Genomic DNA, 21,075 nt, shown 5'->3' with positions numbered 1-21,075 from the left:
GCGCACTGGTATTCTTGCGCTCGGAGTCGGCCAGACAGTCGCCGCCGGATCGAGCTTACGCTCGATCCGGGGGAGGAAAGTCCGGGCTCCATAGGGCAGGGTGCCAGGTAACGCCTGGGCGGCGCGAGCCGACGGAAAGTGCAGCAGAGAGCAGACCGCCTACGTCTCCCTCGGGAGGCCGGCAAGGGTGAAAGGGTGCGGTAAGAGCGCACCGCGCGCCTGGCAACAGTGCGTGGCAAGGTAAACCCCACCCGGAGCAAGACCAAATAGGAACCCCATGGCGTGGCCCGCGTCGGGTTCGGGTAGGTTGCTGGAGGGCCGCGGTGACGCGGCTCCTAGATGAATGGCTGTCCACGACAGAACCCGGCTTATCGGCCGACTCCCCCATATCGAACCCTCCGCGGCCGGTTGTACCGGTGCGCCTCCACAAGACGAGACATCAGGAAAGCGCATGCCGCCATCCGCAGCTGAACCGAGCCGACCTGGCTTTCGTCATGCCAGCGTGCTGCTGGACGGCGCCGTGGATGTCCTCGTTCACGATCCCAGTGGCACTTATCTCGATGGAACCTTTGGTCGTGGCGGCCATTCTCGCGCGATCCTCGAGCGCTTGGCGCCGCAGGGCCGTCTACTCGCCATCGACCGCGATCCCCAGGCCATCGCCGAGGCGTTCAGTATCGACGACTCCCGCTTCGCCATCGAGCAGGGTGAGTTTGCCCGCCTGGGCGATATCGCCGCTCGCCATGATCTGCATGGAAAACTAGCCGGCGTTCTGCTTGATATCGGCGTGTCGTCGCCTCAGTTGGATGACCCCGAACGAGGCTTCAGTTTCCTGCGTGACGGCCCGCTCGACATGCGCATGGACCCCACGCACGGCGAGAGTGCCGCCGATTGGCTGGCCCGGGCCCGAGAAGCGGACATCGCCCACGTGTTCAAAGTCTATGGCGAAGAGCGCTTCGCCCGCCGTCTGGCGCGAGCCATCGTCACGCGGCGTGCGGATAAACCGTTCCTGCGCACCGGCGACCTGGCCGAGGTGCTCAAGGCGGCGCACCCTGCCTGGGAGAAGGGCAAGCATCCTGCGACGCGAGCCTTCCAGGCCTTGCGCATCCACATCAACGGCGAGCTCGAGCAGCTGGATGCGGCGCTTTCGGCAGCGCTCGAGGCGCTGGCGCCGGGAGGGCACCTGGTGGTGATCAGCTTCCATTCGCTCGAGGATCGTCGGGTCAAGCGTTTCATACGCGAGCACGTGCGCGGCGATAGCGACCTGCCGCGCGGCATGCCGGTGCGGGAGGAACAGCTCGCCAAGCGGCTGGAGATGCTGGGCAAGGCGCGTCGTCCCTCCCCGGCGGAAGTCGAAGCCAATCCGCGCGCGCGTAGTGCCGTAATGCGTGCGGCGCGCAAGCGGTTTTGAGGAACCCCATGGCTCAACAAGGACGACTGTCGCCCCGTATGTTGCGCGCCGCCTGGCCCAAGGCCAGGTGGCCCAGTGGACGGCTATTGCTGATAGGCGGCCTGGCGCTGGCCTGTCTGGCCAGCGCCTTTGCCGTCATCGGGACCAGTCACCAGACTCGCGAGCAATACGCGCGTTTGCAACAGCTCGAGCGCGAGCGCGACCAGCTGCAGACGGAGTGGGGGCAACTGCTGCTCGAGGAGAGCGCGTGGTCGTCGCCGGCGCGTATCGAACGCCTGGCCGTCGATCGGCTTGAAATGCGACTCCCCAATGTCAACGAAGTCGAGGTCATCCGACCATGAGCACGGATGTGCGTAGCGGTGTGACGCCCCGTCGCCGTGCACCCATGGCGCCGATGGGCGGGCTGCGCTACAGCGTGGTGCTCGGCCTGGTCATCCTGGGCCTGTTGCTGCTGGCCGGGCGTATCGTGACGCTGCACGTCTTCGACCGTACCTTTCTGCAAGGCCAGGGTGATGCGCGTACCCTGCGCACCGAGTCGCTCACCGCCCATCGTGGCATGATCACCGATCGCAACGGCGAGCCGCTGGCCATCTCCACCCCGGTCGTGACGCTGTGGGCCAACCCCCAGGAAGTGCCCGAGGATCGCATCCAGCGGTTGATGCTGGCCCAGGCGCTGGGCATGGGGCTCGACGAGCTCGATGCCAGGCTGGAGCGCTTCGCCGAGCGCGAATTCATGTACCTGCGGCGCCAGCTCACGCCGGTTGCAGCCCAGCGGGTGCTCGATCTGCGCATGCCGGGGGTATATGGCCAGCATGAATACAAGCGCTACTATCCGGCCGGTGAGGTCGTTGCCCAGTTGCTGGGCGTGACCAACGTGGACGACATGGGGCAGGAGGGCGTGGAGCTCGCCTACCAGCCCTATCTGGCCGGCACACCGGGGCAACGGCGAGTGATCAAGGATCGGCGCGGGCGCCTGGTCCGTGATCTGGCAGTGCTGCGCGAGGCTCAGCCGGGTGGCGAGCTGACACTTGCGATCGACCAGCGGCTGCAATACATGGCTTATCGCGAGCTCAAGGCCGCCGTCGCCGAACACGAGGCCGACGGTGGCGTCGTGGTGATGATGGACGCCCTCACCGGCGAAGTGCTGGCCATGGCCAACCAGCCCTCATATAACCCCAATAACCGCGCTGGCCTCGATCCGCGCGGGTTGCGCAACCAGGCGGTCGTCGACGTCTTCGAGCCGGGTTCGGTCATGAAGCCGCTGGCCATGGCGGCGATCATGGAAAGCGGTCGCTTCGACAGCGATGTCGTCGTCGATACGTCGCCGGGTTGGATGCGCATCGACCGCTTCACCATTCGCGACATACGTAACTACGGCGAGCTGGATCTGGCGGGTATCCTGGAGAAGTCGTCGAATATCGGCATGTCCAAGCTGGTACTCGAACTGGACGATCCGCTGGTACCCGAACTGTATCGCCGGCTCGGCTTCGGACAGAGCACCGAGACAGGGTTTCCCGGCGAAGCCGTGGGCTATCTGCCGGCACCGGTGCGCTGGTCGCGCAGTCAATGGGCGGCGCTCTCGTACGGCTATGGCCTGTCGGTCTCCGCCTTGCAGCTGGCCAGCGCCTACACGGCGTTGGCCAACGGCGGGGTGCGAATGCCGCCCTCTCTGCTGAAGCTTGACGAACCGCCGACTGGCACGCCGACCATCGATCCAGAAGTGGCCCACGAGTTGCTGCGCATCATGGAGCGCTCCGTGCAGCCGAGTACCGGTGGGAGGCGGGCGGCAGTGCCGGGCTATCGAGTGGCCGGCAAGACCGGTACAGTACGCAAGAGCTCGGCTCAGGGCTATGAAGAGAATGCCTATCGCAGCCTGTTCGCCGGCATTGCGCCCGTCTCCGACCCGCGTATCGTCACGATCGTCATGATCGACCATCCGCGAGCCGGCGACTACTTTGGCGGTGCCGTGGCGGCCCCGGTGTTCTCGCGGGTCACCGGGAGCGCCCTGCGTCTGCTGGACGTACCACCGGATCAACAAACAAGATGAATCCTGCCTTTTCCACGACAGAGGTGTGTCGATGCAGGTGAGTGCTACCCGTCTCCAGTCGGCACTGCAGCACTGCTGGCTCAACCTGGCGATACCGGAGCTGCCCCATGATGCACCGGTCCGCCTGGTACTCGACAGCCGCCGGCTTGCGCCGGGCGATGTCTTCGTCGCCGTGCCGGGGGTGGCCGGCGACGGTCGCGAGTACTTGTCCGAAGCGCTTGAGGCTGGCGCCATACAGGTACTCTACCATCTGGAACCGGACGAATCGCTTCCCGACTCGGCGCTGGGGCGACCGGTGCTGGGTCTGCCGTTCCTGCGTCAGCGACTCGGTGAGCTGGGACGCAGACTCTTCGCGGTACCCGAGACGCTGGAGCTGATCGGCGTTACCGGAACCAACGGCAAGAGTTCGGTCACCCATTACCTCGTTGAGTTGAGCAGAGCGCTGGGCCGTGATGCCGGTCTCGTGGGAACGTTGGGAACGGGGCGCCCCGGACGCCTCGAGGATACAGGCTTGACGACGCCGGGTCCGTTGGCCCTGCAGGCAGCGCTGGGTGAGATGGCCGCCAGCGGCATCGATCGGGTAGCCATGGAGGTTTCCTCACATGCGCTCGAGCAGGGGCGCCTGGATGGTTGCCACGTCACCGCAGCGGTCTTCACCAACCTCAGCCGCGATCACCTGGACTACCATGGCAGCATGGCGGCCTATGCCGCCGCCAAGGCGCGTCTGTTCCGCCGTTCCGAGTTGGCGTTGGCGGTGGTCAATGCCGATGATCCGCTGGCGCGCCTGATGCTGGCCGGATTGCCCGAAGGCGTGAGGGTGCTTGCCGTCGGCGATGACCCCGCGGCGACGCTGAGAGTGGTCGACTGGCAACCGACGCGCTCCGGTCAGGTGGCGCTGGTCGCGACGCCGGAAGGGGAGCGTTCGCTCGAACTTCCGCTCATGGGGCGCTTCAATCTCGACAACGTCCTGCTGGCCGTCGCTACCCTGTACGGACGCGGGGAGCCGCTGAGTCGTCTTTTCGACGCGGCGGCTCGATTGACCCCCGTTCCGGGTCGCATGCAGCGAATGGAAGGTCCCGGGACCCCCACGGTGATTGTCGATTACGCGCATACTCCCGAGGCGCTGGAAAACGCCCTGGGTGCGCTGCGCGAGCACTTGCCCGGCCAAGGTCGGCTCTGGTGCCTGTTCGGCTGTGGAGGGGATCGCGACAGCGGCAAGCGTGCGCTGATGGGCGCCGCGGCGGAGCGTAACGCCGACCGACTGGTGATCACCGACGACAATCCCCGCAGCGAGGATCCCGCCCGCATACGCGAGCAGATACTCGCCGGGGTATCGGACGAGGCCAGGCAGCGCACCGAGAGCATCCCGGGTCGCAGCGCAGCCATTGCCCGTGCCTTGGCACAGGCTGGCGACGCCGACGTGGTGCTGATCGCCGGCAAGGGCCACGAGACTTATCAGGAGATCGACGGCGTGCGCCACCCTTTCAGTGACGTGACCGAGGCCGAGGCCGCCCTCACTCGACGTGAGGTGAGACAGTGAGCGGTTCCGGTCTGAAAACCCTGTCTGCCGTAGCCGAAGCGCTGGGCGTGAGAGCCCCCGGCCAAGACATCCCGCTAGGCGATATCGTCAGCGACACGCGCCGGCTCACCCCAGGCAGCCTGTTCGTGGCGCTGCGCGGGGTGCGCTTCGATGCCCATGATTTCATCGCCCAGGCGCGTGAAGCCGGAGCGGCGGCGGCCTTGGTCGAACGGCGTGTCGACGATCCACTGCCCCAGTTGGTGGTGCCGGATACACGCCTGGCACTGGGTCTGCTGGGGCGTGCTCGACGCCGTGCCTGGGCTGGCCCGCTAGTGGCGGTGACGGGTAACAGCGGCAAAACCAGCGTCAAGGAACTGCTTGCCCATATGCTTGGCCGGCGCGGCAAGACGCTGGCGACACGGGGGAATCTGAATAACGATATCGGCGCTCCTCTCACCCTGCTGGAGCTGACCGACGAGCATCGCCAGGCGGTCGTGGAACTGGGCGCCAACCATCTCGGTGAAATCGCCTGGACCGCGACCCTGGCCGAACCGCAGGTGGCCATCATTACCAACGTCACCGGCGCCCACGTCGGCGAATTCGGCGGCATGGGCCAGATCGCGCAGGCCAAGGCCGAGATTCTGGTCGGTCTCGGCGGTGACGGCGTGGCGGTGCTCAACCGCGACGACCGCTACTTTCCGGTTTGGGAGCGGCTGGCCGCGCCGCGTGAGGTGCTCGACTTCGGTTTCGCCGCAGACAGCCGGGTGCGGGCGACCGAGCTGGCCTGCGACGTCCTGGGACGCTATGCTTTCACGCTTGTCGTGGACGGCCGCCGGATCGGACGCGTGCAGCTTGCGCTACTGGGTCGCCACAGCGTGGCCAACGCCATGGCCGCCGCGGCGGGAGCGCTGGCGCTGGGGCTCGGTGAGGAGCGGGTGCTGGCAGGCCTGGCGGCAGCGGAGCCGATGGCGGGACGGCTGAGCCCGTTACCGGGGATCCGGGAGTGCCGGTTACTGGACGATAGCTATAACGCCAACCCGGGGGCGGTAAAGGCGGCACTGGGGCTTCTGGCGGAATTGCCGGGCCCACGGTGGTGCCTTCTGGGTGCCATGGGCGAGTTGGGGGCGGATTCGGAGCGGCTCCATGCCGAAGTCGGCCAATACGCACGACAAACGGGCATCGACGTGCTAATGACCTGCGGGGAGCCGGCACGCGCCGCGAGCGAGGCCTTTGGCGGCGATGGGTGTCATTTCAACGATCACGAGGCGCTGTTGCGCCATGTCCTGAACCATCTGCCCGTCGGTGCCAGCGTACTGGTCAAGGGGTCGCGCAGTGCTGGCATGGAACGGGTAGTGGCGGCGCTACGAGCTGACGCATCAAGGTGAACGCAACACATGCTGCTTTTTCTGGCTAATTTCCTGGCGCAGTACCAGAGCGCCTTCAACGTCTTCAATTACCTGACCCTGCGCATGATACTGGGCACCATGACGGCCTTGCTGCTGTGCCTTTGGCTGGGCCCGTGGATGATTCGCCGGCTGGTGGAGCGCCAGATCGGTCAGGCGGTTCGCGATGACGGACCGCAGTCGCACCTATCCAAGGCGGGTACGCCGACCATGGGCGGGGCGATGATACTCATGGCCATCGCGGTCAGCACGCTGCTGTGGGCCGACCTGGACAACCGATTCGTATGGATCGTGCTGGTCGTGACGCTGGGCTTCGGGGCGATCGGCTGGGTCGACGATTACCGCAAGGTCGTCGAGAAGAACCCTCGAGGCCTGCCGGCGCGATGGAAATACTTCTGGCAGTCGGTCATCGGCGTGGGTACCGCCCTGATGCTCTACCTGACGGCAACGAGCGCGGTGGAGACCAGCCTGATCGTGCCGCTGTTCAAGGATATCGTGGTTCCGCTGGGCGTGTTCTACGTGGTGCTCACGTACCTGGTGATCGTCGGCAGTTCCAATGCGGTCAATCTCACCGATGGCCTCGATGGGCTGGCGATCATGCCGACCGTGATGGTGGCCATGGGCCTGGCGATATTCGCCTACGCCAGCGGCAATGCGGTATTCGCCAACTACCTGCAGATTCCCAACATCGTCGGTGCCGGCGAACTGGCGGTATTCTGCGCCACCATCGCCGGGGCCGGCCTCGGCTTCCTGTGGTTCAACACCTACCCGGCCCAGGTTTTCATGGGCGACGTCGGCGCCTTGGCACTGGGGGCGGCGCTCGGCGTGGTCGCCGTCATCGTGCGCCAGGAAATCGTGTTGTTCGTCATGGGTGGCATCTTCGTCATGGAGACCGTTTCCGTGATCCTGCAGGTCGGTTCTTACAAGCTTACCGGACGCCGCATCTTCCGCATGGCACCGTTGCATCACCACTATGAGCTCAAGGGCTGGCCTGAGCCTCGCGTCATCGTGCGTTTCTGGATCATCACCGTGGTGCTGGTGCTGGCCGGCCTGGCCACGTTGAAGATTCGCTGACCGGGCGATACCGCTCCGACCGGGCGAGGAGGCTTGCATGCTCAAGGTGCCGAAGGGTGTGACATTGGTGGTCGGGCTTGGCCTGTCCGGTCGGGCGATCTGCCGATACCTGGCTCGGGAAGGCACGCCGTTCATGGTCGTGGACACCCGAGCCACGCCGCCGGGAGTCGATGAATTCCGTGCCGCTCACCCTGGCGTGCCGCTTCACTGCGGCTCCCTCGCCACGCTTGACATGAGCGAGGCGCAGGAGATCGTGGTGAGCCCCGGCGTCGACCCGCATACGCCGGGGCTGGCCGAAATACACGGACGCCGGCGGGATGACGGCGAGCCGCTGGTCGTGGGGGAGATCGCCCTGTTCGTGCGCGCAGCGCGTGCTCCCATCGCGGCCGTCACCGGTTCGAATGCCAAGTCCACCGTGACCACACTGCTTGGCGACATGGCAAGAGCCGCCGGATGCCGTGTGGCGGTCGGGGGCAATCTGGGCACGCCGGCGCTCGATCTACTGGTCGAGGTCCCCGGGGCGGAGCTCTATGTACTCGAGCTCTCCAGCTTCCAGCTCGAGACCACGCCGTGCCTGGGTGCCGAGACCGCAGCCTTTCTCAACCTTTCCGAGGATCATCTGGATCGTCATGGCGACATGGCGGGGTATCGCGCCGCCAAGCTGGGTATCTTCCGCGGCGCGCGACACGCCGTGATCAACGCCGAGGACCCCATGACATGGCCGCTCGAGCCGCTTTCGGCCATGGATCGCTTCACTACCCAGCCACCGCAAGGGCTGGAGTGGGGCATTGCCACACACCGTGGGTGCGATTGGTTGATGCATGGCAGCACGCCGGTGCTGGCGACCGCCGAGTTGGGACTGGCCGGTCGGCACAACCAGGCCAATGCACTGGCGGCCTTGGCCATGGGCAGCCGTCTCGGTTTTTCTCTCGAGTCGATGTGTCAGGTGCTGCGCCGCTTCAAGGGGCTGGCGCATCGCAGCGAGCTGGTTGCCCATGTCGGCGGTATACCCTGGATCAACGATTCGAAAGGCACCAACGTAGGCGCCACCCTGGCCGCGCTTGCCGGGCTGGGTCCGACCCTGCAGGGGCGTCTGGTGCTGCTCGCGGGCGGGCTCGGCAAGGGAGCTGATTTCACGCCGCTGGCCGAGCCCATGGCGCGCCATGGGCGTGAAGCCATTCTGTTCGGCGCCGATGCCGACAAGCTTGCCAGCGCCCTGGAAGGTAGCGTGACCGTGACCCGCGTCGCCGATCTCGAGGCGGCCATGGAGCGTGCGCGAAAGATCGCCAGGCCGGGCGACTGCGTGCTGCTCTCGCCGGCCTGCGCCAGCCTCGATCAGTTCCCAGGCTATCAAGCCCGTGGGGAGGCGTTTCGACAGCGAGCCCAGCAGTTTGCCGAGGAGGCGGGACATGGTGTCTAGGACCAAGCGAGCAGCCCATAGTGTTGCCCGGCTGCGACAGCTGCGCGAGCGACTCTCGACCCGCAATCAACCGTTCGACGGGTGGCTGCTCTTCGCGGCGCTTTCACTGATTCTGATCGGCTGGATCATGGTTACCTCGGCCTCCACCGAGGTGGCGGCGAGCCTGACCGGCAACCCCTGGTACTTCAGCCAGCGGCACGCGCTGTTCGTCTTCATGGCCCTGTTCGCGGCGGCAGCCACGCTGCGTTCGCCATTGGCGTGGTGGCGAGCCAATGGACCGCTGCTGCTGCTGGTCAGCATCGTACTGCTGCTGCTGGTCTTGCTGGTCGGTCGTGAAGTCAACGGTAGCCGCCGCTGGCTGGCCATTCCGCTGCTGCCGTTCAATTTGCAGATATCGGAAGTAGCCAAGCTGTGCCTGATCGTTTATCTGGCCGGCTATCTCGAGCGATTTCTGCCCGAGGTTCGCCGTAGCTGGGGCGCCTTCCTGCGGCCACTGCTGGTGATGGGCGTCATTGCCCTGCTGCTGATCTTCGAGCCCGACTATGGGGCAGTGGTGGTGATGACCGGGTGCGTCATGGGCATGCTGCTGCTGGCGGGTGCCCCCTGGGGGCGATTCGTCCTGATACTGGCGGCGGTGGGCCTGCTTGGCTTCTATGTGGCGATTGCCGAACCTTATCGTCTGGCGCGCCTGACAAGCTTCTCCGACCCCTGGGCAGATCAGTTCGCCAGCGGCTACCAGCTCACCCAGGCGCTGATCGCTTTCGGGCGCGGCCATTGGCTGGGCATGGGGCTGGGCAACAGCGTACAGAAGCTGTTCTACCTGCCCGAGGCGCATACCGACTTCGTCTTTGCCGTCCTCGCCGAGGAGTTGGGCTTGTTCGGCGCCATCGGCGTGGTGGGGCTGTTCGCGCTGTTGATCTGGCGCGCTCTGGCGGTGGGACGGCGAGCCGAACTGGCGGGGCACGCCTTTGCCGCCTATGTCAGCTATGGGATCGCCCTGGTGATCGGCGCCCAGGCCTTCATCAACATCGCCGTGAGCACCGGGATGCTGCCGACCAAGGGGCTGACGCTGCCGCTGCTCAGTTATGGCGGCTCAAGCCTGCTGATCAGTACCATGATGATGGCGCTACTGCTGCGTGCCGATATCGACACACGCGCGGCGCTGCGGCGTGCCACGCCCACGGCACCGCGGGAAACCCTGGGCCGGCGTGAGCCCAGGCTCGACGGACACGAGGTCATGAAGTGAAGCAGGTAGCAAGGCGGCGCGTACTGATCATGGCGGGCGGCACCGGCGGGCATGTCATACCTGCGCTATCGTTGGCGCGTGGGTTACAGGCACAGGCCTGGGAAGTGCACTGGTTGGGCAGCCCGAGGGGAATCGAGAACCGCCTGGTGCCAGCGGCCGAGCTCCCCCTGCACCGTATCTCGATAGCCGGGCTGCGCGGCAATGGCCTGGCGGGATGGCTCAAGGCGCCGTTCAACCTGAGCCGTGCCGTGTGGCAGGCAGCGCGCATCATTCATCGGCTCGACCCGGCGCTGGTGGTGGGGCTGGGGGGATTCGCCAGCGGCCCCGGCGGCCTGGCGGCCTGGCTGCTGCGCCGGCCACTGGTCATACACGAGCAGAATGCCGTGGCAGGGATGACCAATCGTGCCTTGGCACGACTGGCGCGGCGCGTCTACGCCGCCTTCCCCCAGGCCTTCGGTAGCCGGGGCGAGGTGGTTGGAAACCCGGTGCGCGAGGATATCGCGGCCCTGGGCGCGTCGCCGCGAGAGGCACAGGCGATGCGTGGACGGCGGCTACGGCTGCTGGTGGTAGGGGGCTCGCTGGGGGCGCAGCCGCTCAACCAGCGCCTGCCCGAGGCACTGGCCACGCTGCCCGAGGTGAGCCGTCCCGAGGTGCGCCACCAGGCCGGCCGCGACAAGGATGTGGCGACCCGCGAGGCCTACGCGACGCAGGGTGTCGATGCCGAGGTGAGCGCCTTCATCGACGACATGGCAGAGGCCTACGACTGGGCCGACCTGGTGGTGTGCCGGGCCGGTGCGCTCACCGTGGCCGAGGTGGCCGCCGCTGCCAAGCCGGCCCTGTTCGTGCCCTTGCCTCACGCGGTGGATGACCACCAGACGGCCAATGCCGAAGCCTTGGTGGCGGCGGGCGCGGCCCGCCTGATCCCGCAGAAGGATATGAGTGCAGCGGCGCTGGCCGAGAGCCTGGCGACGCTGCTCGACCCCGACACTCTCGCCACCATGGCTCGACAGGCGCGCCACTGCGCGCACCTCGATGCCGTCGAGCGCATGGTGGCCGGTTGCATGGAGACAGCGCTTGAGCGATAGCAACGTGAGGCCGATTCCCGGCCAGGCAAAGCTGCCACGTCACGGGCGTGGCCTGGGCATGCGCCGGATTCGACACATCCATTTCGTGGGCATCGGCGGTGCCGGCATGTGCGGCATTGCCGAAGTACTTGCCAACCAGGGCTATCGGGTCAGCGGCAGTGACCTCAAGGCTTCGCCGGTAGTGTCCCGGTTGCGCGAGCACGGTATCCGAGTGGCCATCGGTCACCATGAGGATAATGTGCTGGGTGCCGACGTGGTGGTGGTCTCCACCGCCGTGGAGCCTGCTAATCCCGAGATTCGCTGGGCACACGAGCATCGCGTGCCAGTGGTGCGCCGCGCCGAGATGCTCGCCGAACTGATGCGGTTTCGCCATGGTATCGCGGTGGCCGGTACCCACGGCAAGACCACCACGACTAGCCTGACGGCAACGCTATTGGCCGAAGGAGGGCTCGATCCGACCTTCGTCATCGGCGGCAAGCTGACCAGTGCCGGGACGAATGCGCGACTCGGCGAGGGCGACTATCTGGTGGCGGAAGCCGACGAGTCCGACGCCTCGTTCCTGCACCTGCAGCCGATGGTTTCCATCGTCACCAATATCGATGCCGATCACATGAGCACCTATGGGGGGGATTTCGAACGGCTCAAGGGCACCTTCATCGAGTTCCTGCACAACCTGCCCTTCTACGGCCTGGCCATCCTGTGCATCGACGATGAGCACGTACGCGGGTTGCTCGACCGCATTCACCGTCAGTTCGTCACCTACGGCTTCAGCGAGGATGCCGATTATCGAATTGCCGACTTCACTCAGCAGGCCGGCGAGATTCGTTTCACCGCACTGCGCCCCGATGGGCTGGCTCCGTTGGAAGTCCGCCTGGGCATGCCAGGTCGGCACAATGCATTGAACGCTCTGGCGGCCATCGCCGTGGCCACCGATGCCGGCGTCGAGGACGCTGCGATGTTGCGCGGGCTGGCGGGTTTTGCCGGCGTCGGGCGGCGCTTCCAGGTGCACGGCAGCTTTGAGCCGCCGAGCGGCAGCGGTGAGGTCATGCTGGTGGACGACTATGGCCATCACCCGCGCGAGGTGGAAATGGTCATCAATGCAGTGCGGGCCGGCTGGCCGCGGCGTCGACTGGTGATGATCTACCAGCCCCACCGCTATACCCGTACCCGCGACTTGTACGAGGATTTCGTGCGCGTGCTTGCCGGAGTGGACGTGTTGCTACTGCTCGATGTCTACAGCGCCGGCGAGGCCCCCATTCCCGGCGCCGATGGCAAGACCCTGGCCGGCTCCATACGCCAGCGCGGTTCCCTCGACCCGATTTTCGTGCAGCACAAGTCGGAATTGCCGGCGCTGCTTTCCAGAGTACTGCGCGACGACGATATATTGATCACGCAGGGCGCGGGCGACGTGGGCGGCATCGCTCAGGGGCTGGCCGAGAGCCGGCTGATTCTCGATGAGGTGGTGTTATGACGCAAGCGCAGCAATTCGGTCGGGTCGCGGTGCTCTACGGCGGGAACTCCGCCGAGCGCGAGGTCTCGCTCAAGAGCGGGGCGGCGGTGCTGGCGGCACTGGAGCGCAGCGGCGTCGACGCCTTTGGCTACGATCCTGCCGAAGGGGGGCTGGTAGGGCTCGAGGCGTTGGCCCCCGATCGAGTCTTCATCGCCTTGCATGGCCGCGGCGGTGAGGATGGAACCCTCCAGGGCGCCCTCGAGCTGCTGGGCATACCCTATACCGGCAGCGGCGTGCTGGCCTCGGCGCTGGGCATGGACAAGCAGCGTACCAAGCAGATCTGGCAGGCAGAAGGGCTGCCTACCCCCGAGTCGCTGATGCTGGCCGACGATGCCGACTGGGACGGCATCGTCGCGCAGCTGGGCTTGCCGTTGATCGTCAAGCCGGTGCACGAAGGTTCGACCTTGGGCATCAGCATCGTCGAAAGCCGGGAGGCCTTGAAATCGGCCTACCAGGAGGCGGCCCGCTTTGATGCCCGTGTCATGGCCGAACGCTTCATCCGTGGCGAAGAGTACACGGTGTCGCTGTTGGGCGGGCGCGTACTGCCGGCCATCCGCGTCGAAGTGCCCAGCGGGTTCTACGATTACGAAGCCAAGTACCTCTCCAACGATACCCGCTATCATCTCCCTTGCGGCCTCGATGCCGAACGCGAAGCGGCGCTTGGTGAGTTGTGCCGCCGAGCTTTCGTGGCCGTTGGCGGCGAGGGGTGGGGACGTGTCGACGTGATGCGTGACCGGGAGGGAGGGTTCTGGCTGATTGAGGTCAACACCTCGCCGGGCATGACCGACCATAGCCTGGTACCCCAGTCTGCCGCACATGCCGGGATTGGCTTCGATGAGCTGGTGTTGCGCATATTGCGTACCTCGCTGGAGTCGTGCAGGGCATGAGTACCCGTGGCTCCACGTTGGGTATCTTGCTGCTGCTGATCCTGCTGGGGGCGGGTGGACGTGCCCTGTGGACCTGGCTCGACCGGCCCATCGAACGGGTGGCGATCCGCGGTGAGCTGCATCATGTCAGCGCTGACTACCTGCGTTCGCAGCTCGCACCGCTGCTGCAGGGGCAGACCTGGCTCTCCGCCGACCTGCCCGAGCTGCGCCGCGCGGCACGCAACATCGATTGGCTGGCCGAGGTCCGGCTGTCGCGTGAGTGGCCCTACGCGCTGGTTTTCGAGTTGGTCGAGCAGGTTCCGGTGGCACGCTGGAACGACGATTACCTGCTTAACGCAAAGGGTGAGCCGTTCGCCTTCGCGCCGATTGAGCCGCCCGAAGGACTGCCGGACATGGCTGGCCCAGTGGGCAGCGGTGCCGAGGTTCTGGCCTACCACGAGCGGCTCAGCTCACGCTTCGAGCGGCAGGGGCTGACCATCACGCAGCTGCGGCTGGAGCCCCGCGGCGCATGGCGTCTAGAACTGGACGACGGCGTATGGGTCATGTTGGGGCGCAACGATCGCGAAGCGCGCCTGGCCAGGTTGTCGGCCGCATGGCAGCGGCAACTGGGGCCGCAGGCATCGCACATTCGCTATATCGATCTGCGTTATCCCAACGGTGTCGCCGTGGCCTGGCATGGTGAAACCGAGGTCCAGGAAGAGGACGACGACGCCGGTTGAAACCTTTCGTCACGTTTTGATCCCGTCTTGTCGCTGTTTCAGTGTTTTCTTTGTCGCCAATAACCCGTATCGTGATCCAGGTTTTTCGTAATGGACTGGTGGTTTAACGTCAATTGTTTCTATAATGGGCGCAATGACCTTTTTATCAGAATAATGGGTTACCCAGCGGTTCAAAGTTCAGGAGACACTCCGGCGCATGGCAGTCACTTCCAACTCATCCAACATGGTAGTCGGGCTGGATATAGGAACATCCAAGGTAGTGGCCATTGTCGGACAGCCAACCGATGACGGTGGCATCGAGATTGCCGGCATCGGATCGCACCCATCACGTGGCATGAAGAAAGGCGTGGTGATCAACATCGAGTCGACGGTACAGTCGATTCAGCGTGCCGTGGAAGAAGCCGAACTGATGGCCGGCTGCGATATCCATTCGGTGTATGTCGGCGTGGCGGGCAGCCATATCAGTTCGATGAATTCTGATGGCGTGGTGGCGATTAAAGAGCGTGAAGTGACGCCTTCCGATATTGATCGTGTCATCGATTCAGCTCGGGCTCGAGCCATCTCCGAAGGGCAACGTGTACTTCATGTTTTGCCTCAGGAATTCTCCATCGATACCCAAGGCGGCATTCGCGAGCCGCTCGGTATGTCCGGCGTACGTCTGGAGGCGCGTGTCCATCTTGTAACTGCAGCACTCAATGCGGTACAGAATATCGACAAGTGCGTGCGTCGTTGCGGCCTGGAAGTCGATGCCATTATTCTCGAGCAACTTGCCTCCAGCATGGCGGTGCTGACCGAGGATGAACGTGAACTCGGGGTCTGCATGGTCGACATCGGCGGCGGCACCACCGACATTGCCGTATTCACCGAAGGTGCCATTCGCCACACGGCGGTGATTCCCATTGCTGGCGACCAGGTCACTAACGATATCGCCATGGCGCTTCGCACACCGACTCAGTACGCCGAAGAGATCAAGGTCAAGTACGCCTGCGCCTTGACGCAACTGGCCGCCAGCGACGAAATGATCAAGGTGCCGAGTGTGGGCGATCGCCCTTCCCGCGATCTATCGCGCCAAGCCTTGGCCGAGGTCGTGGAGCCGCGTTACGAGGAACTTTTCACGTTGATCCGCGACGAACTGCGGCGCAGCGGCTATGAAGACCTGGTGGCGGCCGGCGTCGTGTTGACAGGCGGTACGTCACGCATGGAGGGCGTCGTCGAGCTGGCCGAGGAGATTTTTCACATGCCGGTTCGCATCGCCTGCCCTCTCAATGTGCGCGGGCTGTCCGACGTGGTGCGCAATCCGATTTATTCCACCGGTGTAGGTTTGCTACATTACGCCCTTCAGGAGGCTCGGCATGGGCATGGCCGCGAGGGCAGGGCGGTGGCTGCACCACCCAGGCGTGATGACGTCTCCCAGCGTGGGGTAGGAGAAGGGATTCCGGCGCTGGCAAAACTCAAGGGCTGGTTGAAAGGAAATTTCTGACAGGGCCGCGGCGCGGTCCAGGAGACGGGGCTTATGTTCGAACTGGTAGATAGCGCACCCTCGAGCAGTGCGGTCATCAAGGTCGTCGGCGTAGGTGGGGGCGGCGGCAATGCCGTCAACCACATGGTCGAAAGCAATATCGAAGGCGTCGAGTTCATCTGCGCCAACACGGATGCCCAGGCGCTCAAGCGGGTGGCCGCCAAGACCGTGCTCCAGCTCGGCAACGAGATCACCAAGGGTCTTGGTGCCGGCGCCAACCCCGACGTGGGCCGTCAGGCCGCGATGGAGGATCGTGAACGTATCGCCGAGCTGATCAGCGGTGCCGACATGGTCTTCATCACCGCCGGCATGGGCGGCGGCACCGGCACCGGCGGCGCACCGGTCGTGGCCCAGGTGGCCAAGGAGCTGGGCATCCTCACCGTGGCGGTGGTGACCCGGCCGTTCCCCTTCGAGGGCCCGAAGCGAATGCGCGTCGCCGAAGAGGGGATGAAGGAGCTCTCCGAGCATGTCGACTCGCTGATCACCATTCCCAACGAGAAGCTGCTCTCGGTACTGGGCAAGAACGCCAGCCTGCTGACCGCCTTCAGCGCCGCCAATGACGTGCTGCTGGGCGCCGTGCAAGGCATTGCCGAGCTGATCACCAGCCCGGGCATCATCAACGTCGACTTCGCCGATGTCCGCACCGTGATGTCGGAGATGGGCATGGCAATGATGGGTACGGGTGGCGCCACCGGCGAGAACCGCGCCCGCGAGGCGGCCGAGAAGGCCATTCGCAGCCCGCTGCTGGAGGACATCGACCTCCATGGAGCACGCGGTATCCTGGTCAACATCACGGCTGGGCCGGACCTGTCGATCGGTGAATTCAACGATGTGGGCGCCACCGTGCAGGAGTTCGCTTCCCAGGATGCGACCATCGTCGTGGGCACGTCCATCGACATGGACATGACCGACGAGTTGCGCGTGACGGTGGTGGCGGCGGGTCTCGAGGGGCGCCAGGTCAAGGCACAAAGCCAGACGGCGAAGCGCAGCGAGGGCAACGAATATCGCCAGCGCCCGCAGCCGGCCATGCGCCAGCAGAGCGCGGTGGCCAAGGCCGAGCCCCAGGAGGCCGCCAAGCCGCAGCCTGAGAAGCGCCGCTCTCCTCAGGAACTTGACGATTACCTCGACATCCCGGCCTTCCTGCGTCGACAGGCTGATTGATAAAAGCTATCGCACGCTTGGGCAGAGCCGGGAGATGTTTTTTTGTTGAAACACTCGTTCGGTGTTATAGTGAACGGTGTTTGATAACTTTACAACGGCCTGGCTACTGCCCATGATCAGACAACGCACCCTGCAAAATACCATCCGCGCCACCGGCGTTGGCCTCCACTCCGGCAAGAAGGTTTACCTGACCTTGCGTCCGGCCCCGGTGAACACTGGTATCGTGTTCGTGCGTACGGACCTGGAGCCTGAAGTCCAGGTACCGGCCAGCGCTGCTCTGGTTACCGACACGACCTTGTGTACCGCGCTTTCCTGCGATGACGTCAAGGTCGCGACAGTGGAACACCTCATGTCCGCTCTGGCCGGATTGGGAATCGACAACGCCTATATCGACCTCAGTGCGCCCGAAGTGCCCATCATGGATGGCAGTGCCGGCCCGTTCGTGTTCCTGATCCAATCGGCGGGCATCGCCGAACAGGAAGCGCCGAAGAAGTTCATCCGCATCAAGCGCGAAGTGGTGGTACAGGAGGATGGCAAGGAAGCACGCTTCCTGCCGCATCAGGGCTTCAAGGTATCGTTCGCCATCGAGTTCGATCACCCGGTTTTCGAAGACCAGAAGCAGACCGCCGTGGTGGACTTCTCCACGACCTCTTTCGTCAAGGAAGTCTCCCGCGCCAGGACCTTCGGCTTCATGCGTGACCTCGAATACCTGCGCGCCAACAACCTGGCGCTAGGCGGAAGTCTCGACAATGCCATCGTCGTCGACGACTACCGCATCGTCAACGAGGGTGGGCTGCGCTACGAGGACGAATTCGTCAAACACAAGGTGCTCGATGCTATCGGCGACCTGTACCTGCTGGGCTACAGCCTGATCGGCGAGTTCCGCGGTGTGAAGTCGGGTCATGCCTTGAACAACCAGCTGTGCCGCGCCCTGCTGGCCCAGCCCGATGCCTACGAGATCGTCACCTTCGAGAAGGAACGCGAGCTGGCGCCAATCTCCTATGCCCAGCCGGCCATGGCCTGACGGCCCCGGTAGCGGTACCTTCAAGCGGATACGCCCAACGCCGTCCTCTAGAGGGCGGCGTTGTCGTCAGCGAAACCACTCCTTCATGACATGAGCGATGCGGCACATGTCCGCTTCAGACGTGACGTAGGCCGGCATGGTGTAGAGCCAGCGGCCGATGGGGCGTAGCCAGACGCCCCGTGCGCGAGCGAAGGAGGCGACGCCGGCCAGGTCGCCTGAGGCTCTGGCCTCGATGACGGCGGTGGCTCCCAGCACCCTGACGTCGTTCACCCTCGGATGGTGGCGCAGTGCTGGGTCTTGCAGCAGTTCATCGCGCAATACCCGGTTCAGGCTGGCGATCTTGTCCAGATAGTGCTCTTCCTCGAACACGGCGAGGCTCTCCAGCGCCACGCGGCAGGCCAGCGGGTTGCCCATGAAGGTGGGGCCGTGCATGAAGGCGTGCAGCGGGGTGTCGCCGATGAAGGCGTCATGTACGCGATCGGTGGCCAACGTCGCGGCATGACCCAGGTAGCCGCCGGTCAATCCCTTGGAGAGCACCATGATGTCCGGCGTCACCTCAGCGTGCTCGGCAGCGAACAGCTTGCCGGTGCGGCCGAAGCCGGTGGCGACTTCATCGAACACCAGCAGCACGTCGAATTCATCGCAGAGTGCGCGAGCCCGCTTGAGATAGAGCGGTGATGTCATGTTCAGCCCGCCGGCGGCTTGCAACAGCGGTTCCATCAGCAACGCAGCGAGTTCATCGTGATGGCGCTCGAGTACTGCGCGCAAGGCGAGGAGGTCATGCTCCACGGCTCTGGGATCGGCGTCGTACGGCGCCGCGGGGGCCGGGGCGAAATGGTGTTTGGGCAGGTAACCGGTGAACAGGCGATGCATCCCCTCTGCGGGATCGCATACCGCCATGCAGCCGCTGGTGTCGCCGTGATAGGCCTTCATCAGCGACAGCATGCGATGCTTGCCGGGTTTTCCGCGTAGGTGCTGGTACTGCACTGCCATCTTCATGGCCACTTCCATGCCCACCGAACCGCTATCGGAGAAAAAGACATGGTTGAGTCCCGGCGGCGTGATCCGCACCAGCTCGCTGGCCAGGCGGTCGGCGGGTTCATGGGTCAGGCCGCCTAGCATGACGTGGCACAAGGTGTCGGCCTGCTGCTTGATGGCATTGACCAGGCGCGGGTGACCGTAGCCATGGATCATGCACCACCATGAGCAGGTGGCGTCGAGCAGTGTCTCGCCGTTCTCCAAGGTGAAGCGGGGGCCTTCGCCGCCAACGACCCTGGGGGCGATTTGCTGGGTTCGCAGGTGGGCATAGGGATGCCAGACGGGGGAAGCCATCATGCCTCCGTTTCGGGCCGGAGAAATATGTTTAACGACGGGGCGTGAGCCGGAATTACCCGTGGCGCACTGAAACCGAGCGGAGGCACGGCAGCCACCGGGGTCGTCGAGGACTTTGGCTTGGGGGGTAGCAAGGGTATCGCGAAGCTCGTCAGGCGCGAGCCGCGATGGTGCGGATGGGGAGACTTGAACTCCCACGCCCGAAGGCACCAGAACCTAAATCTGGCGTGTCTACCAATTCCACCACATCCGCAGGGCTGGGCAGGCGTCCACATTGTACGGACCCTCGGTCGCAAGTCAATCGCCATTGGGCAGCTCGAGATGGGCAATGGCGGCTTCCGGGCGCCTTGCTCGAGCCACCCGGCTCAGGCGCGGCACCACCCCCAGGCATGGCGCATCGAGGGTGCGCTGCAGCGTGGCCAGGTTGTCGGCATATAGCGAGGCGTCACGGGCGAAGTCGACGGCCAGCAAGTTGCCGACCCAGCCAGCCAGCATCGCTCCATCCGCGCGTATGGCCTCGGCCGTCAGGCGGGCATGGTTGAGGCAGCCGAGCCTGAGACCGACCACGAGGATGACCGGCAGGCCGAGATGAGTTGCCAGGCCAGCGAGGTCCTCGCCGTCGCTGAGCGGCACGCGCCAGCCCCCGGCCCCCTCTACCAGGACGAGATCACGTGGCTCTTCCAGCAGTGAAGCGACATGCTTGCTGAGCTGAGCGAGGCCGATGCTCACTCCCGCCTGGCGAGCCGCCAGGTGTGGGGCGATAGCCGGTTCGAAAGCGAAGGGGTTGATCGTCTCGTAGGCCGGTGTCGGTATGCTTCGCGCCATCAGGGCAAGGGCGTCGTCATTGCGCAGGCCGGCGTCGGTTCGCCGGCATCCCGAAGCGACGGGCTTTAGCCCGAGGGTGCTCAGGCCACGCGAGCGGGCCAGGGCCAGCAGCCCGGCGGTCACCAGGGTCTTGCCGGCGTCGGTATCGGTACCGGTGACGAAGTAGCACGTCATGCTTCCGCTTCCTTGTCGAGAAGTAGGGTGAGGCGACGGTAGCTAACCGGTAGTCCCGCTGGCTCGCGCAACGCTTCGAAGCGTTGCCGGGCGCGGGTTAGGTCGGAGCGGGTGAGTCGTGCGGCAGGGCGTGGGGTCTGGGCCCCGACCCCCTTGATCGAGGCCATGACCGCTGCCAAGTCCGGATAGAAGAAGCGTTCGGTAACTTCAAGGCAGCGAACTTGCGCGAAACCGGCCAGGCGGGCGCAGGCCGTGTATTGGTCTCGTGCGCGAAAGTCGAGCAAGGCCTGGGGCGACGACCAGGCCTGGGCGACCTCGCTCAGCGTACCGGGGCCAAGGGTATTGATCACGGCGCGCCCGCCGGGACGCAGCACCCGATGGAGCTCCGCCATGACTTCATCGAGATCGGGGCACCACTGGATGGCAAGGTTGGAGAAGACCAGATCCACTCGGCCATTGGCCAGGGGCAGGGCAGCGGCGTCCGCACACAGCCAGTCGATATTCGTCGCAGATTCCCGGCGGGCTATATCGAGCATGCCCATGGCCAAGTCAAGTCCAAACACGCGGCAGTCCAAGCCGAACCGGGCTGCGAGTCGCCTGCCCCAGTGGCCCGGACCGCAGCCCAGGTCGAGCACGCGGCTCGCTCTTGGTGGGAGCAAGGGCCAGAGCGCTTCGCCCATCCGCTGTTGTGCCGTGGCCAGGCGAGTGTAACGCTCCGACGA

Annotated in this window: 18 protein-coding genes, 1 tRNA gene and 1 other RNA gene; 16 read left to right on the top strand and 4 right to left on the bottom strand. The window is 65.1% G+C overall.

All coding sequences use genetic code 11. The features are described 5' to 3' along the window. Positions 1–22: 22 nt before the first annotated feature. The 16 genes from rnpB (at position 23) to lpxC (ending at position 18,022) form a co-directional block, all read left to right on the top strand. Positions 23–387: RNase P RNA component class A (rnpB, locus tag ACOJCM_RS17285), an RNA gene on the top strand. A 64-nt stretch (positions 388–451) separates the two neighbouring features. Next, complete coding sequence (gene rsmH / locus ACOJCM_RS17280; RefSeq protein WP_445213304.1) at positions 452–1,408, top strand: 16S rRNA (cytosine(1402)-N(4))-methyltransferase RsmH; 957 nt, start codon at positions 452–454, stop codon at positions 1,406–1,408. Positions 1,409–1,416: 8 nt separating this feature from the next. Next, positions 1,417–1,749, top strand: a complete 333-nt coding sequence (gene ftsL, locus ACOJCM_RS17275; RefSeq protein ID WP_445213303.1) for a cell division protein FtsL — start codon at positions 1,417–1,419, stop codon at positions 1,747–1,749. After that, a complete protein-coding gene (locus tag ACOJCM_RS17270; protein WP_445213302.1) occupies positions 1,746–3,455 on the top strand; it encodes a peptidoglycan D,D-transpeptidase FtsI family protein in 1,710 nt (569 codons plus the stop codon). The genes ftsL and ACOJCM_RS17270 overlap by 4 nt, the downstream gene beginning before the upstream one ends. Positions 3,456–3,486: 31 nt before the next feature. Then, the gene (locus ACOJCM_RS17265) at positions 3,487–4,995 is read left to right on the top strand and encodes a UDP-N-acetylmuramoyl-L-alanyl-D-glutamate--2,6-diaminopimelate ligase (RefSeq protein WP_445213301.1); all 1,509 of its coding nucleotides are present in this window, start codon (positions 3,487–3,489) and stop codon (positions 4,993–4,995) included. Next, positions 4,992–6,359, top strand: a complete 1,368-nt coding sequence (locus ACOJCM_RS17260) for a UDP-N-acetylmuramoyl-tripeptide--D-alanyl-D-alanine ligase (RefSeq protein WP_445213300.1) — start codon at positions 4,992–4,994, stop codon at positions 6,357–6,359. Before ACOJCM_RS17265 ends, ACOJCM_RS17260 begins: the two co-directional genes overlap by 4 nt. Before the next feature lie 9 nt (positions 6,360–6,368). Beyond that, positions 6,369–7,451 (top strand): phospho-N-acetylmuramoyl-pentapeptide-transferase, encoded by a 1,083-nt coding sequence (gene mraY, locus ACOJCM_RS17255; RefSeq protein ID WP_445213299.1) that lies wholly within the window; start codon positions 6,369–6,371, stop codon positions 7,449–7,451. A gap of 37 nt (positions 7,452–7,488) precedes the next feature. Continuing rightward, on the top strand, positions 7,489–8,871 hold the full coding sequence (murD, locus tag ACOJCM_RS17250) for a UDP-N-acetylmuramoyl-L-alanine--D-glutamate ligase (protein ID WP_445213298.1): 1,383 nt from the start codon (positions 7,489–7,491) through the stop codon (positions 8,869–8,871). Next, on the top strand, positions 8,861–10,117 hold the full coding sequence (gene ftsW / locus ACOJCM_RS17245; RefSeq protein ID WP_445213297.1) for a putative lipid II flippase FtsW: 1,257 nt from the start codon (positions 8,861–8,863) through the stop codon (positions 10,115–10,117). The genes murD and ftsW overlap by 11 nt, the downstream gene beginning before the upstream one ends. A gap of 29 nt (positions 10,118–10,146) precedes the next feature. After that, complete coding sequence (murG, locus tag ACOJCM_RS17240; RefSeq protein ID WP_445213500.1) at positions 10,147–11,202, top strand: undecaprenyldiphospho-muramoylpentapeptide beta-N-acetylglucosaminyltransferase; 1,056 nt, start codon at positions 10,147–10,149, stop codon at positions 11,200–11,202. 58 nt (positions 11,203–11,260) lie between these two features. Beyond that, entirely contained in the window at positions 11,261–12,673 is a 1,413-nt protein-coding gene (gene murC, locus ACOJCM_RS17235; protein ID WP_445213499.1) for a UDP-N-acetylmuramate--L-alanine ligase, read from the top strand. Further along, positions 12,670–13,599, top strand: a complete 930-nt coding sequence (locus tag ACOJCM_RS17230; RefSeq protein WP_445213296.1) for a D-alanine--D-alanine ligase — start codon at positions 12,670–12,672, stop codon at positions 13,597–13,599. Before murC ends, ACOJCM_RS17230 begins: the two co-directional genes overlap by 4 nt. After that, positions 13,596–14,318, top strand: a complete 723-nt coding sequence (locus tag ACOJCM_RS17225; protein ID WP_445213295.1) for a cell division protein FtsQ/DivIB — start codon at positions 13,596–13,598, stop codon at positions 14,316–14,318. Before ACOJCM_RS17230 ends, ACOJCM_RS17225 begins: the two co-directional genes overlap by 4 nt. A gap of 196 nt (positions 14,319–14,514) precedes the next feature. Beyond that, positions 14,515–15,798, top strand: coding sequence for a cell division protein FtsA (gene ftsA / locus ACOJCM_RS17220; protein ID WP_445213294.1), 1,284 nt, complete (start codon positions 14,515–14,517; stop codon positions 15,796–15,798). A gap of 33 nt (positions 15,799–15,831) precedes the next feature. Further along, positions 15,832–16,998 carry a cell division protein FtsZ gene (gene ftsZ / locus ACOJCM_RS17215; protein WP_445213293.1) on the top strand — a complete coding sequence of 389 codons (1,167 nt, stop codon included), beginning with the start codon at positions 15,832–15,834 and terminating at the stop codon, positions 16,996–16,998. Positions 16,999–17,110: 112 nt separating this feature from the next. After that, positions 17,111–18,022, top strand: coding sequence for a UDP-3-O-acyl-N-acetylglucosamine deacetylase (lpxC, locus tag ACOJCM_RS17210; RefSeq protein ID WP_445213292.1), 912 nt, complete (start codon positions 17,111–17,113; stop codon positions 18,020–18,022). A gap of 66 nt (positions 18,023–18,088) precedes the next feature. On the opposite strand, the gene bioA is transcribed toward lpxC, so the two are convergent. The 4 genes from bioA to ACOJCM_RS17190 form a co-directional block, all read right to left on the bottom strand. Continuing rightward, complete coding sequence (gene bioA, locus ACOJCM_RS17205) at positions 18,089–19,354, bottom strand: adenosylmethionine--8-amino-7-oxononanoate transaminase (RefSeq protein WP_445213498.1); 1,266 nt, start codon at positions 19,352–19,354, stop codon at positions 18,089–18,091. Between the two features lie 168 nt (positions 19,355–19,522). Then, positions 19,523–19,607: transfer RNA gene (locus ACOJCM_RS17200), tRNA-Leu, on the bottom strand. Between the two features lie 44 nt (positions 19,608–19,651). Beyond that, on the bottom strand, positions 19,652–20,353 hold the full coding sequence (gene bioD / locus ACOJCM_RS17195) for a dethiobiotin synthase (RefSeq protein ID WP_445213291.1): 702 nt from the start codon (positions 20,351–20,353) through the stop codon (positions 19,652–19,654). Next, positions 20,350–21,033 carry a methyltransferase domain-containing protein gene (locus tag ACOJCM_RS17190; RefSeq protein WP_445213497.1) on the bottom strand — a complete coding sequence of 228 codons (684 nt, stop codon included), beginning with the start codon at positions 21,031–21,033 and terminating at the stop codon, positions 20,350–20,352. Before ACOJCM_RS17190 ends, bioD begins: the two co-directional genes overlap by 4 nt. Positions 21,034–21,075 lie beyond the last annotated feature (42 nt).

The organism is Billgrantia hypersalina, assembly GCF_052584175.1.
Note: the sequence above shows the minus strand (reverse complement) of the source record. Positions and strands in the feature narration are given on the sequence as shown.

Bases quoted from the DNA above. Each gene is read 5' to 3' on its own strand.
- ACOJCM_RS17230 (WP_445213296.1), top strand. From the start codon at position 12,670: ATGACGCAAGCGCAGCAATTCGGTCGGGTCGCGGTGCTCTACGGCGGG.
- ACOJCM_RS17190 (WP_445213497.1), bottom strand. From the start codon at position 21,033: ATGGGCGAAGCGCTCTGGCCCTTGCTCCCACCAAGAGCGAGCCGCGTG.
- ftsZ (WP_445213293.1), top strand. From the start codon at position 15,832: ATGTTCGAACTGGTAGATAGCGCACCCTCGAGCAGTGCGGTCATCAAG.
- bioD (WP_445213291.1), bottom strand. From the start codon at position 20,353: ATGACGTGCTACTTCGTCACCGGTACCGATACCGACGCCGGCAAGACC.
- ftsW (WP_445213297.1), top strand. From the start codon at position 8,861: ATGGTGTCTAGGACCAAGCGAGCAGCCCATAGTGTTGCCCGGCTGCGA.
- ftsA (WP_445213294.1), top strand. From the start codon at position 14,515: ATGGCAGTCACTTCCAACTCATCCAACATGGTAGTCGGGCTGGATATA.
- murD (WP_445213298.1), top strand. From the start codon at position 7,489: ATGCTCAAGGTGCCGAAGGGTGTGACATTGGTGGTCGGGCTTGGCCTG.
- ftsL (WP_445213303.1), top strand. From the start codon at position 1,417: ATGGCTCAACAAGGACGACTGTCGCCCCGTATGTTGCGCGCCGCCTGG.
- ACOJCM_RS17265 (WP_445213301.1), top strand. From the start codon at position 3,487: ATGCAGGTGAGTGCTACCCGTCTCCAGTCGGCACTGCAGCACTGCTGG.
- murC (WP_445213499.1), top strand. From the start codon at position 11,261: ATGCGCCGGATTCGACACATCCATTTCGTGGGCATCGGCGGTGCCGGC.
- ACOJCM_RS17270 (WP_445213302.1), top strand. From the start codon at position 1,746: ATGAGCACGGATGTGCGTAGCGGTGTGACGCCCCGTCGCCGTGCACCC.
- ACOJCM_RS17225 (WP_445213295.1), top strand. From the start codon at position 13,596: ATGAGTACCCGTGGCTCCACGTTGGGTATCTTGCTGCTGCTGATCCTG.
- bioA (WP_445213498.1), bottom strand. From the start codon at position 19,354: ATGGCTTCCCCCGTCTGGCATCCCTATGCCCACCTGCGAACCCAGCAA.
- mraY (WP_445213299.1), top strand. From the start codon at position 6,369: ATGCTGCTTTTTCTGGCTAATTTCCTGGCGCAGTACCAGAGCGCCTTC.
- rsmH (WP_445213304.1), top strand. From the start codon at position 452: ATGCCGCCATCCGCAGCTGAACCGAGCCGACCTGGCTTTCGTCATGCC.
- lpxC (WP_445213292.1), top strand. From the start codon at position 17,111: ATGATCAGACAACGCACCCTGCAAAATACCATCCGCGCCACCGGCGTT.
- murG (WP_445213500.1), top strand. From the start codon at position 10,147: ATGGCGGGCGGCACCGGCGGGCATGTCATACCTGCGCTATCGTTGGCG.